This window comes from Micromonospora sp. WMMD710, assembly GCF_029626045.1.
Lineage (GTDB): Bacteria > Actinomycetota > Actinomycetes > Mycobacteriales > Micromonosporaceae > Micromonospora.
Window position 1 is genome coordinate 1,541,444 of sequence record NZ_JARUBD010000001.1, and the last position, 12,277, is coordinate 1,553,720.

The 12,277-nt window shown below is 74.6% G+C and carries 11 protein-coding genes and 2 pseudogenes; 9 read left to right on the forward strand and 4 right to left on the reverse strand.

All coding sequences use genetic code 11. From position 1 onward, the window contains the following. Positions 1–40 precede the first annotated feature (40 nt). Positions 41–637 (forward strand): XRE family transcriptional regulator, encoded by a 597-nt coding sequence (locus O7620_RS06980; protein WP_278122368.1) that lies wholly within the window; start codon positions 41–43, stop codon positions 635–637. A gap of 115 nt (positions 638–752) precedes the next feature. On the opposite strand, the gene O7620_RS06985 is transcribed toward O7620_RS06980, so the two are convergent. Both O7620_RS06985 and O7620_RS06990 read right to left on the reverse strand, forming a co-directional pair. Beyond that, complete coding sequence (locus O7620_RS06985; RefSeq protein WP_278122369.1) at positions 753–2,489, reverse strand: sulfatase-like hydrolase/transferase; 1,737 nt, start codon at positions 2,487–2,489, stop codon at positions 753–755. Between the two features lie 197 nt (positions 2,490–2,686). Then, positions 2,687–3,376: pseudogene (locus O7620_RS06990) on the reverse strand (CDP-alcohol phosphatidyltransferase family protein); the annotation flags it as partial. 93 nt (positions 3,377–3,469) lie between these two features. On the opposite strand from O7620_RS06990, the gene O7620_RS06995 reads away from it, so the two are divergent. The 7 genes from O7620_RS06995 to O7620_RS07025 all read left to right on the forward strand — a co-directional run bounded on the left by O7620_RS06995 (position 3,470) and on the right by O7620_RS07025 (position 9,186). Then, positions 3,470–4,453 carry an NAD(P)-binding protein gene (locus tag O7620_RS06995; protein ID WP_278122371.1) on the forward strand — a complete coding sequence of 328 codons (984 nt, stop codon included), beginning with the start codon at positions 3,470–3,472 and terminating at the stop codon, positions 4,451–4,453. Between the two features lie 2 nt (positions 4,454–4,455). Next, positions 4,456–4,854 carry a 6-carboxytetrahydropterin synthase gene (locus O7620_RS07000; protein ID WP_151490277.1) on the forward strand — a complete coding sequence of 133 codons (399 nt, stop codon included), beginning with the start codon at positions 4,456–4,458 and terminating at the stop codon, positions 4,852–4,854. Continuing rightward, the gene (locus O7620_RS07005) at positions 4,854–5,933 is read left to right on the forward strand and encodes a glycosyltransferase family 4 protein (RefSeq protein ID WP_278126891.1); all 1,080 of its coding nucleotides are present in this window, start codon (positions 4,854–4,856) and stop codon (positions 5,931–5,933) included. Before O7620_RS07000 ends, O7620_RS07005 begins: the two co-directional genes overlap by 1 nt. Then, a complete protein-coding gene (locus O7620_RS07010; protein WP_278122372.1) occupies positions 5,930–6,748 on the forward strand; it encodes an SAM-dependent methyltransferase in 819 nt (272 codons plus the stop codon). Before O7620_RS07005 ends, O7620_RS07010 begins: the two co-directional genes overlap by 4 nt. Before the next feature lie 65 nt (positions 6,749–6,813). Continuing rightward, positions 6,814–7,746 (forward strand): lysylphosphatidylglycerol synthase transmembrane domain-containing protein, encoded by a 933-nt coding sequence (locus tag O7620_RS07015; RefSeq protein WP_278122373.1) that lies wholly within the window; start codon positions 6,814–6,816, stop codon positions 7,744–7,746. 58 nt (positions 7,747–7,804) lie between these two features. Continuing rightward, positions 7,805–8,488: a GTP cyclohydrolase II gene (gene ribA / locus O7620_RS07020; protein ID WP_278122374.1), complete on the forward strand. Its 684-nt coding sequence runs from the start codon at positions 7,805–7,807 to the stop codon at positions 8,486–8,488. Beyond that, entirely contained in the window at positions 8,485–9,186 is a 702-nt protein-coding gene (locus O7620_RS07025; RefSeq protein WP_278122375.1) for a dihydrofolate reductase family protein, read from the forward strand. Before ribA ends, O7620_RS07025 begins: the two co-directional genes overlap by 4 nt. Here O7620_RS07025 and O7620_RS07030 read toward each other — a convergent pair. Then, the gene (locus tag O7620_RS07030; protein WP_278122376.1) at positions 9,153–9,623 is read right to left on the reverse strand and encodes a hypothetical protein; all 471 of its coding nucleotides are present in this window, start codon (positions 9,621–9,623) and stop codon (positions 9,153–9,155) included. The genes O7620_RS07025 and O7620_RS07030 overlap by 34 nt on opposite strands. Next, positions 9,616–10,854, reverse strand: a pseudogene (locus tag O7620_RS07035) (molybdopterin-dependent oxidoreductase); the annotation flags it as partial. The gene O7620_RS07030 and the pseudogene O7620_RS07035, both read right to left, overlap by 8 nt. Positions 10,855–11,052: 198 nt before the next feature. On the opposite strand from O7620_RS07035, the gene O7620_RS07040 reads away from it, so the two are divergent. Further along, positions 11,053–12,117 carry an NAD-dependent epimerase/dehydratase family protein gene (locus O7620_RS07040; RefSeq protein ID WP_278122377.1) on the forward strand — a complete coding sequence of 355 codons (1,065 nt, stop codon included), beginning with the start codon at positions 11,053–11,055 and terminating at the stop codon, positions 12,115–12,117. The last annotated feature ends 160 nt before the right edge of the window (positions 12,118–12,277 follow it).

A 12,277-nucleotide genomic window follows, 5' to 3' on the forward strand; every position in this document is an offset into this window, starting at 1 on the left:
ATCCGTCGACGCCGGCTAGGTGGCAAGTATCCTTGCCGTTATGGCAAACGAGGACTCCGCCGCGCTGGCGGCCGTCGGCCCCCGGCTGCGCGCCCTGCGCCACCAGCGGGGGACCACGCTGACCCAGCTCGCCGACCTGACCGGCATCTCGGTGAGCACCCTCTCCCGGCTGGAGTCCGGCACCCGCCGGCCCACCCTGGAACTGCTGCTCCCGCTGGCCCGGGCGTACCAGGTGGCGTTGGACGAGCTGGTGGACGCTCCGGCCACCGGCGACCCCCGGATACGCCCCAAACCGATCGTCATCCACGGCGTCACGTACCTGCCGCTGACCCGCCGACCGGGCGGCCTGCAGGCGTTCAAGCAGATCTTCCCGCCGGACCCGTCCGCCGGGGGCCGAACCCCACAGACCCATGAGGGGTACGAGTGGCTCTACGTGCTCTCCGGTCGGCTGCGCCTGGTGCTCGGTGACCGCGACCTGATCCTGACGCCGGGCGAGGTGGCCGAATTCGACACCCGCGTCCCGCACCTCATCCTCAACCCCGGCCCCGGCACGGCCGAGGCCCTCAGCCTCTACGGCCCGCAGGGGGAACGACTGCACGTCCGCGCCCGCCCCGCAGCGCCCACGTCCTCCGATTGAGCGATGATCACCGGAATGTCAGCGACCTTGCGGCCCGGTGGGCGGTGACATGCCGCGAGGGCCGGACCGGTTCCCCTCCGGCCCGACCCGTCAGCCGTTGGTCGGCCGACGCGGATCAGCGGGGCGCGGCCAGCGGCCGCGTCGACGACCCGAACGTGGTCAGGAACCGGTCCCGGAAGGTGTCCATCGCCCACACCGGAGCGTCCGGTCCCGGCCGCAGCCCCGGCTGCCAGCCCCAGCCCGCGACCTGGTCCAGCACCGCCCGGTCCCGCGCGACGATGGTGATCGGCACGTCCCGGCTGGCCCCCTCGCCGGTGACCACCGGTGCCGGCTGGTGGTCGCCGACGAAGACCAGCACCAGGTCGTCGTCCCCGTACGTCTGCACGTAGGAGACCAACGCCTCCAGGGAGTACGCGATGGCCTGCCGGTATCCGGCCCGGGCCCGGCCGGTGTCATCGGCGTCGCCGCCGTCTTCCGTCGCCTGGTCGTGGTAGACCGAGCCGTCCCCGACCTGGTCCCAGGCGATCATCCGGGGCACCGCCGTCCACGGGGAGTGGCTGGAGATCAGGGGGATCTCCGCCATGATCGGGCGGTCCGCGTCGGCGCGGACCTGCCGTTGGAAGAACGACAACGTGTACTGGTCGGGCATCGGGGCGTAGCTGAACTTCGGCCCCCGGTAGCCGAGCGCCTCGGCGTCGTAGTAGCGGTCGTAGGAGAAGAAACCCCGCTCCGGCCAGGGCTGGGTGGCCGCCGGCAGCACCCCGACGGTCTGCCAGCCGGCCCGTCGGAACGCGCCGTTGAGGGTGAGCCGGTCACTGGCCAGCAGACTGCGGTGCCGCTGCTCGTTGTCCGTCCACAACCCGGACAGCAGCGTGTCGTGCGCCAGCCAACTGCCGCCGCCGAAGGTGGGGGAGGTGAGAAAGCCACTGCGGGAGTCGTACCCGGCCGCGCGCAGCCGCTCGGTGCCGCCGTCGAGCACCGCGTTGACCTGCGGCGCCAGCTCCGGATCCTCCACGGCGTCGCGTCCGTAGCTCTCCACGAACGCGAGGACGACGTCCTTGCCGCGCAACCCGGTGAGCAGCTGGTCACCGGGCACGTCCTGGAACGGGTCGGCGGCGATCTGGGCGGTGAACCGTCCACGGTCGCGCAGTCGCGCGTCGACCTGGTCGGCGTGCGCGCCGATGAGCGTCGTGACGCCGGCGTCGGCCACCGGCACGCCCGGAACGATCCGCACCCCCACGACGGCGCAGACCACCCACGCGACGGTCAGCGCGGCCACCACCCGGGTCGCCACCCGCTCGTGGCCGACCAGCAGCGCACCGAACCGCCGCAGCGCCACCGTCACCGTCAGCAACAGCACGCCGATCAGCAGCACCGCGCCGACAGCCGCGCCGACCGCACCGGCCCGACCGGCCGAGTCCCGGACGAAACCGAACGCGTCGTCCAGCAGCAACCAGTCCAGCACCAGGTCGAAGGGCCGGTCGAGGGCCGTGCGGAAACCCAGGTCGGCGAGCTTGACGATGGCCAGCAGGCCGAGCAGCGGCCCGCCCACGGCCACCACCACCCGCCGGGGTCGCGCCGGCAGCGCCAGCAGCAGCGCGGCGACGAGCAGCCCCTCCAGCGGGATGCGCAGGAACGCGCCGGGCGTCAACTCGCCGAGCCGGTCCGGGCCGACCAGGACGGCGTACACCAGCACCACCGCCAGCACCGCGCCCACCGGCGCCAGCGCCCGCCGCGCACGGCCGCGCCGCGCGGGCGACACCCCGGGGGTACGCCCAGGCGCGTCGCCGGCCACGGCGGAGCGGGGGCGCAGCCGGCTGGCCAGCCGGCGTAACCGGTCGGGAAGGGTCATCACAGCCTCCAGTCGGAGTGGACCGTAGCGCCCGAGCGGGCCGCCATCGCGCGCACCGGCACCAGCGGCGGCACGACGACCGGCGTGTGCCCGCCCGACGGCAGCAGCGGCAGTGCCACCGGCGCGGGCACGCGCGGCGCGGTGACCCTCGCCGGCGCCACCGTGACGGGGACCGACGCCGGCCGGGGCCGCCGGTGCGCCGGGCGGTGGCGCCACAGCCACGCCACGTCCCGGCCGAACGACTCCACCAGCAGCGCCAACGCCGCCACCAGCACCAGCGTGGTCCACGGCTGCGGCAGCACCCGGGCCGCGGCCACGGCCAGCAGGACGCCCTGCGCGGCGGCCACCACCTTGCGCCAGAAGCGCGGCGGCAGCGATCCATTCAGCCACGGCAGCACCGCCATGGCCGCGACGAACGCGTACCGCATCGCGCCGATCGCCAGCACCCACGCGCCGGTCGACGGTGCCACGTACACGCTGAGCACCAGGATGAGGAACGCGTCGACCTCCATGTCGAAGCGGGCGCCGAGCGCGCTCACCGTGCCGGTGCGCCTCGCCACCTGGCCGTCCACCGCGTCCAGCAGCAACGCCACCGCGCTCACCGCCACCAGCAGGGCCACCGGCGCGGGCCGGACGAACGAGTCGACCACCAGCGCGGTGACCGCGCCGACCAGGACGGCCCGGGTCAACGTCACCCGGTCGGCCGGGCCGAGGCGGGACGCGCCGGCCCGGCGCAGACCCCGACTCAACGCGAGGCAGGTGACCACCGCGTAGCCGGTCCCGACCAGCCAGCCCGCACCGCCCAGCCCCACGGTGGCGGCCAGCGCCACCAGCACGGCCAGTTGCGCGCTCAGCCCGATCGCCGGACCACTTCGAACCGTGGGCACCGTACCTCCGTGTTTATGATCGACGACCCCGACAGGGAACACGGAAAAAGTGGCCGTTCGGTTCGGCCGGGAGCAAAGGTGAGGTGCGCGACGGTGATCCGCGAGGCGTACGCCTGCTGGGTGCGCGAGCCCGGCACGGCCGAGATCCGGCCGGTGTCGCTGCCCACCCCGGGCCCCGACGAGGTGCTGGTCCGGGCGCGCTACTCCGGGGTCAGCCGGGGCACCGAGACGCTGGTCTTCGCCGGTCGGGTGCCCGCCGACCAGTACGCCGCGATGCGCGCGCCGTTCCAGGAGGGTGACTTCCCCGGCCCGGTGAAGTACGGCTACCTGAGTGTGGGCGTGGTCGAGCAGGGTCCGGCGCACCTGCTCGGACGCACGGTGTTCTGCCTGCACCCGCACCAGAGCGCGTACGTCGTGCCGGTCGACGACGTGGTGCCGGTGCCGGATGACGTGCCGCCCGCCCGCGCGGTCCTCGCCGGCACGGTGGAGACCGCCGTCAACGCCCTGTGGGACGCCGCGCCGCTGGTCGGCGACCGGGTCAGTGTCGTCGGTGCCGGGATGGTCGGCTGCTGCGTCGCGGCGCTGCTCGCCCGGTTCCCCGGCGTACAGGTCGAACTGGTCGACACCGACCCCCGCCGGGCCGGGGTGGCCGGCGCGCTCGGCGTCGGGTTCGCCCAGCCGGACGACGCGACCGGCGACCGGGATCTGGTGGTGCACGCCAGTGCCACCGCCGCCGGTCTGCAACGCTCCCTGGACCTGCTCGGGCCCGAGGGCACCGTGATCGAGCTGAGCTGGTACGGCGACCGCCAGGTGCAGGTGTCCCTGGGTGGGGCGTTCCACTCCGGACGGCTGACCGTCCGCAGCAGCCAGGTCGGCATGGTGGCGCCCGCCCGACGGGGACGGCGCAGCTACACCGACCGGCTGGCGCTCGCCCTGGATTTGCTCGACGACCCGGCCTTCGACGCGCTGATCACCGGCGCGTCGAGGTTCGCGGACCTGCCCGACGTCCTCGCCAACCTGAGCACGGGTAACCTGCCCGCGCTCTGCCACCTCATCACCTACGACGACGGGGAGTGACCGTGTTCAGCGTGACCGTTCGGGATCACATGATGATCGCCCACAGTTTCCGGGGCGAGGTGTTCGGCCCGGCCCAGCGCCTGCACGGCGCGACGTTCGTGGTGGACGCGACGTTCCGGCGACCCGACCTGGACGCCGACGGGATCGTCGTCGACATCGGCCTGGCCACCGAGCAGTTGCGCGCGGTGCTCGGCGAGCTGACGTACCGCAACCTCGACGACGAGGCGGCGTTCACCGGGGTGAACACCACCACCGAGGTGCTGGCCCGTACCGTCGCCGACCGGTTGGCCGACCGGGTGCACGCCGGCGAGCTGGGCGCGGGGGCGCGGGAGTTGGCCGGCATCACGGTCACCCTGCACGAGTCACACGTCGCGTGGGCCAGCTACGGGCGGTCGCTGTGATCGTCGCGGGCCGCGTGGCGCCCGCCGGCGGGCCGGTCACGACCGGTCGTACGGTGCACGTCGTCCTGCCCGGTGACATCGACGACCCGGCCACGCCCAGCGGCGGCAACTTTTACGACCGGCGGATCTGCGCGGGGCTCGGCGAGCAGGGCTGGCCGGTACGGGAACATCCGGTGCCCGGCGCGTGGCCGCGGCCCGCCCCGGCCGACCGGGCGGAGCTGGCCGGGCTGCTCGCCGGCCTGCCGGACGACGCCGTGGTGCTGCTCGACGGCCTGATCGCCTCGACCGTGCCGGATCTGCTCGCCCCGCACGCCCGGCGGCTGCGTCTGGTCGTCCTCGTGCACCTGCCGTTCGACGACGAGGCCGAGGCCCGCGCGCTGGCCACCGCGCGGGCCGTCGTCGCCACCAGCGAGTGGACCCGCCGCGCGCTGGTGGCCCGCCATCCGCTGCTCGCCGACCGGATCAGGGCCGCGCCCCCGGGGGTGACGCCGGCGCCGCCCGCACCCGGCTCCGCGGCCGGTGACCGGCTGCTCTGCGTGGCGGCGGTCGCCCGGCACAAGGGCCACGACGTGCTGGTCGACGCCCTGTGTACGCTCGCCGGGCTGAGCTGGACGCTGGTCTGCGCGGGGACGCTGGACCGGGAGCCGGACTTCGTACACCGGTTGCGCGCGCGGATGGCCGGTGCGGGCCTCGTCGAGCGGATCCGGCTGGCCGGACCGCTGACCGGTGCGGCGCTGGACGCCGCGTACGCCGGCGCCGACCTGCTGGTGCTGCCGTCGCGCGGGGAGACGTACGGGATGGTCGTCACCGAGGCGCTGGCCCGTGGCCTGCCGGTGCTGGGCACCGACGTGGGGGGCCTGCCGGAGGCGCTCGGTCACGCCCCCGACGGTGACCTGCCGGGGCTGCTGGTCGCCCCGGGTGACCCGGCCGCGCTGGCCGGCTCGTTGGCCCGCTGGCTGGGCGACGACGCGCTGCGCGCCCGGCTGCGACGCGCCGCCCTCGCCCGACGCGACACCCTGACCGACTGGCCGGTGACGACCGCGTCGCTGGCCGCCGTCCTGGAGGAGGTGGCGGCATGACCGTCGAGGAGACCCTGCCGTTCGCCGACTGGCTGCGGCTGCGCGAGCCCGCCGACGCGGCGGCCCGCGCCGAGGATCTGGTGGACGCCGTGCGACCCCGGCTGACCGGCGGGCGCCCGACGGTGATCCACGACCTGGGCAGCGGCACCGGTTCGATGGGCCGGTGGCTGGCCGCCCGGCTGCCCGGCCCGCAGCACTGGATCCTGCACGACCGGGACGCCGACCTGCTGGCCCGCGCCGCCGCCGACATGACCGGCCTGACCGCCGCCGACGGCGCCGCGGTCACCGTCAGCACCCGCTGCGGCGACCTCACCCGGCTGACGTCCACCGACCTGGCCGACGCCGCCCTGATCACCGCGTCCGCGCTGCTGGACATGCTCACCGCCGAGGAGATCGACCGGGTGGCGGCCGCCTGCGCCGGCCGCCACACCCTGTTCGCCCTCTCGGTGACCGGGCGGGTCCAACTCACCCCGGCCGACCCGCTGGACACGGCGGTGCAGGCCGCGTTCAACGACCATCAGCGTCGTACCGTCGACGGCCGGCGGCTGCTCGGCCCGGACGCCGTCGCGGCCACCGCCGCCGCGTTCGCGCGCCGGGGCGTCGACGTGCGGGAACGGCCCAGCCCGTGGCGGCTCGGACCGCAGCACGCCGACCTGGCCGCCGAATGGTTCCGGGGCTGGTGGGGTGCGGCGTGCGAACAGCGCCCGGACCTGCTCGACCCGACCCGGTCGTACGCCCACCGCCGGCTGGCCGACGCGGCTGCCGGCCGGCTCACCGTGCTGGTGGAGCACAGCGACCTTCTCGCCGGCGGATGAACTGTTCGTGCCCCGGGTACGTGCACTAGGGCAACTGGACGATCTTCAAGGGGAGGCCGGCGCCGGTGGTCTGGGCCTGGGCACGAGTGGTCGGCGGGGTGGGTCTGCTCGCCGTCCTGCTGTGGCAGGTGGGCAGCGGCCCGTTCCTGGCCGGGGTACGGCTCATCGACGCGCCGGCGTTGGCCGCGGCGCTGGTCATCGGTGTGCTCACCACGGTCTGCGCGGCCTGGCGGTGGAGCCTCGTCGCCGGTGGCCTGGGTGTGCGGCTGCCACTGGCGACCGCGGTGGCGCACTGCTACCGGGCCGTGTTCCTCAACGCCACGCTGCCCGGCGGGGTGCTCGGCGACGTGCACCGGGCGGTACGCCACGGCCGCGACGCCGGTGACGTCAGCCGGGGCATCCGCGCGGTGATCTGGGAACGGACCGCCGGCCAGGTCGTCCTCGTGGGTGTCGCGGTGGTGGTGCTCGCCGCGTTCCCGTCACCGGTGCGGTCGTACCTGCCGGTCGCCGCCGCGCTGCTGGTCGGGGGCGGTCTGGTCACCGTGTTGGCGGCGCGGGCCCTGCCCGGTGGCGGTGGGTCGCGCTGGGTGCGGGCACTGCGGACCGCCGTGGCCGACGTGCGCGCCGGGTTGCTGGCGCGCCGCACCTGGTTCGGTGTGGTGGTCGCCTCCGCCGTGATGGTCGCCGGCCACCTGGCCACCTTCCTGGTGGCGGCACGCACCGCCGGCGCGGACGCCCCGCTGTCCCGGCTGCTGCCGCTGACGCTGCTCGCCCTGCTCGCCATGGGCCTGCCGCTGAACATCGCCGGCTTCGGACCGCGCGAGGGCGTCGCCGCGTGGGCGTTCGGCGCGGCGGGACTCAGCGCGGCCCAGGGCGTCGCCACCGCCACCGTCTACGGTGCGCTGGTGCTGGTCGCCAGCCTGCCCGGCGCCGCCGTGCTGCTGGCCCGGCGGAGGATTCCGGTCACCCGGGAAGCCACTGCCGGCGTCGACTGTTGAGCCGGTTGTGAGACGGTACGCGCCGCCGACTGACGGTGGCGCCGGACAAAGGAGTCCCATGCCCGAAGCATTGCCGGTCGCCACGATCCGTACGCAGGTCACGGTGCCGCTGGCGTTTCCGGACGGCTACACCACGACCGTCCGGGTGTTCTCGTTCAAGGGCCTGGTGGACGGTCGGGAGCACCTCGCCCTCGGTCTCGGCGACTGGGCGGGCGCGCTGGACCGGCTCGCCGCCGGTGGCGAAGCCCCGCTGGTCCGGCCGCACAGCGAATGCCTGACCGGGGACGTGTTCGGCAGCCAACGCTGCGACTGCGGTCCGCAACTGCGCGAGGCGGTGCAGCGGATCACCGAGACCGGTGGTTTCCTGCTCTACCTGCGCCAGGAGGGCCGGGGCATCGGCCTGTACGCCAAGCTCGACGCGTACGCGTTGCAGGACGCGGGACTGGACACCTACCAGGCCAACGTCGCGCTCGGCCGGGGCGAGGACGAGCGGGACTACACCGCCGCCGCGCAGATGCTCGCCACCCTGGGTGTGCCACGGGTCCGTCTGCTCAGCAGCAACCCGGACAAGGCCGAGCAGCTGACCCGCCTCGGCGTGGACGTCGCCGAACGGATCCCCACGAGCGTCTTCCTCTCCCCGGCCAACGCCCACTACCTGGCGGCGAAGGCGGCCAAGGCGGCGGAGACCGAGGCGGCCGAGGCGCTGGCGGGCCTGACCCCCGACCTGCCCGACGCCCGGTGAGCTGCCGGCCGGCGCGGCCGTACGTGCTGTTGAGCTGCGCCACCTCGATCGACGGCTACATCGACGACGCCACCGAGCAGCGGCTCCTGCTGTCCAACGAGGACGACCTGGACCGCGTCGACGCGGTCCGGGCCAGCTGCGACGCGATCCTGGTCGGCGCCGGCACGGTCCGCCGCGACGACCCCCGGCTGCTGGTGCGCAGCGCGGCACGCCGGGCCGAGCGGGTGGCGTCCGGCCGATCGGCCTCGCCCTGCAAGGTCACGTTGACCGCCCGGGGTGACCTCGATCCGACCGCCCGGTTCTTCACCGCCGGTGATGCCATCCGCCTCGTCTACTGCGCCACCGGCGCGCTGGACAAGACCCGGGAACGGTGCGGTCGGGCGGCCACCATCGTCGACGCGGGCGAGCCGATCGACCCCGCCTGGCTGCTGGCCGACCTGGCCGCACGGGGCGTACGGCGGCTCATGGTGGAGGGCGGCGGGACGGTGCACGCCCAGTTCCTCACCGCCGGCCTCGCCGACGAGCTGCACCTGGTGGTGGCCCCGTTCTTCGTCGGTGACGGCCGGGCGCCCCGGTTTGTCGGCGAGGGACGTTTCCCCTGGCACTCGGGCCACCGTGCCCGGCTGGCCGAGACCCGGCAGATCGGCGACGTGGTCCTGCTGCGCTACGCGCTCTCCGACCGTTTCGGTGCCGCCTGACGGCGCCGCAGGAGCCAGCTGAGCGCGCTGATCAGGAAGAGCGCCGCGCTGAGCAGGAGCCAGCGCACCAGGTACGGACGCTGGTCCTGGCCGGTCGCCGCGAGGTGGGTGGTCTCGCCCAGGCGGAGGATGCCGGGGGAGTAAACCACGAACAGCAGGGCGCTGCCGAGCGCCGGCACCCGCAGGTGGTTGAGCAGCGTGACGCGGCCGCGTACCAGCGTGCGCAGGACGCGGTCGACGGCCGCGTACACCGGGAAGAGCACCAGGTCGTGGGCGATGACCGCGCCGAGGAACCACAGCAGCATCCGGCCGAACGTCGCCTCGTCGGCCACCCGCAGCGCCACCCAGCCGGCGAGCACGATGGCGGCCGTCACCAGGACCAGGTGCCAGGGCCCGGCGCCGTAGCGGGCGCGCAGCCGGGCGGCCCGCTCAGCCATCGGCCCGGCCCCGGAAGTCGATCTCGGCGACCCATTTCGTGCAGTGCACCCCGGGCAGGGCCGGCACGATGACCCGGGCCGGGTAGCCGTGGTCGGGGGAGAGGTCGACACCGTTGACCCGCAGGGCGAGCAGCGAATCCGGATCGAGGACCTGATTGGACGCGAGGATCGCCGTGCGGAACAGCCCGGCCTGCTCCAGCGACGACACCCGCGCGCTGGCCGGCTCGGCGACACCGGCCAGGGCGGCCAGGTCACGCAGCCGTACGCCGGTCCACGTCTGCCGGGTCGACCAGCCCTCCACGCAGGAGATCGGCAGGGCGGCGGTGTGCTGCGCCATGGCCAGCAGCGCGGGCCGGTCCAGGGTCACCGTCCGGCCGTTGCCGCGCAGGGCCAGCCGCCAGCCGGGGCCGGTCTGCTCGGGGCGTACGCCGGCGGCGGCGACGGTGCGGTTGACCGGGAAGCCGTTCGGCCCGGGGCCGGGCTGTCGTCCCCGGGGCAGCAGCAGCGCGGTGCGGCGCAGCGGACCGTCGAGGCTCTGCCCGATGGTGAGGACGGCGAGCAGCAGCGCCCCGCCTCCGACCAGGCCGACCGCGCCGCGCCGGCTGACGGTGGCCGGGCCGGGTACGGCGGCGACCAGGCCGTCCGGGTCGGGCGGCTCGGGCCGGGTCGCGGCGCGCGACGTCCGTGCCTCCGCGCCCAGCGGTCGGGACCGCAGCGCGGTCACCAGCCGGGGAAACTTGATGACCACGTGCGCCACGAACGCCCCGGTGAAGATCCAGGCGCCGAAGTAGTGGGCGGTGTAGAAGTCGAACCCGAACACGTACGAGTACTGGATGTTGAGCAGGCCGGTGGCGATCTGGAACAGGATCCCGCCGACCAGCAGCAGCAGGGTGAGTCGTTCCAGCGCCTGGGCCAGTGAGCGGGCCGGCGGCCAGTCGAACAGCTTCGGCAGCACCGACCACAGCTTGCCCAGCACCACCGGGATGAGCACGATCCCGAGCGTCACGTGCAGCCCCTGGGTGACTCGGAACAGCCAGGACGGCCGGGTCGGCCAGTCGAAGGCGGGCAGCCGCAGCCAGCCCACGTTCGTCGGGAACGCCTGGTCGAACCGAGAACCGTAGGCGGCGTAGTCGAGCAGCCCAGTGATGATCACCAGGGGCAGCGCGACCAGCAGCGCCGTCCCGTAGATCGCGGTGAGCCAGGGGCCGCGCAGCGGACTGCGCCAGCTTCGCTCGACCGTGTCCACCCCGGGTGGTTTCGGAGACACCGCAGCTCCCTCCTCGTACTGCCGGCAGGTTAGACCGCATCGGTGGCGCGGTTCCGGGTTTGCCGCATTACCGAACGCTTACCGACCGGAATCTGTTGTGAACTCCTTACGGGTCACGCGAACCGGCCCACCGGGCACCCGTCCCGCCCTACCGTGACGGGAATGCGGGTACTGGTCACCGGCGCGGCCGGTTTCATCGGGTCGCAGGTCGTCGACCTGCTCCTCGATCAGGGGCACGACGTGGTGGCGCTGGACGCGCTGCTGCCCCAGGCGCACGGCGGGGAGTTGCCGGCCTGGTCGCGCCGGCACGACGTGGTCCGCGGCGACGTCCGCGACGGCCCCCTGTTGGACCGGCTGCTGGTCGGCGTGGACGCGGTCTGCCACCAGGCGGCGATGGTCGGGCACGGTCTGGACCCGTCGGATGGCCCCGACTACGTCGCGCACAACGACTACGGCACGGCGGTGCTGCTGGCGGCGCTGCACCGCGCCGGGATCGGCCGGCTGGTGCTGGCCAGCTCGATGGTGGTCTACGGCGAGGGGCGCTACACCTGCCCCGCCCACGGGGCGGTGCGTCCCGCGCCCCGCCGGCCCGAGGACGTGGCCGCCGGCCGGTACGACCCGACCTGCCCGCGCTGCGACCTCGGCCTCGACCCGGCGCTGGTGCCCGAGGACGCTCCACTGGAGCCGCGCAGCACGTACGCCGCGAGCAAGCTCGCCCAGGAACACCTGGCGGCGGCGTGGGCGCGGCAGACCGGCGGCGCGGTCTGGGCGTTGCGCTACCACAACGTCTACGGCCCCCGGATGCCCCGCGACACCCCGTACGCCGGGGTGGCGTCGATCTTCCGGTCCGCGCTCGCCGCCGGTGAGGCGCCCCGGGTGCTGGAGGACGGCCGGCAGCGCCGCGACTTCGTGCACGTCACCGACGTGGCACGGGCCAACCTGCTCGCCCTGGCCAGCACCGCGCCGCCGGCCACGCTCACACCGGTGAACGTCTGCTCCGGTGAGCCGCACACCGTCGGCGAGTTGGCGGTCACCCTCGCCGCGGCGATGGGCGGCCCGGCCCCGCGGGTGGTCGGCGGAGCGCGGGCGGCCGACGTCCGGCATGTGGTGGCCGACCCCCGCCGTGCCGCCGAACTGCTCGACTACACCGCCCGGGTCAGCTTCGCCGATGGGGTGGCCGGCTTCGCCACCGACCCGTTGCGCGAACCGGCCGCCGTCGCCGGCTGAACCACCCTCGGTCTCCGCGACCGTCGGTCTCCGCGACCTCGTCCCTCGCCGCCCTCGGCCCTCGCCCCCGGACGGCGCCGCCCGGGCGAGGCATATCTGAATGAGCGTGATGCCTGTGAGTCATCAAGATGACTCACAGGCATCACGCTCAACCGAGTGG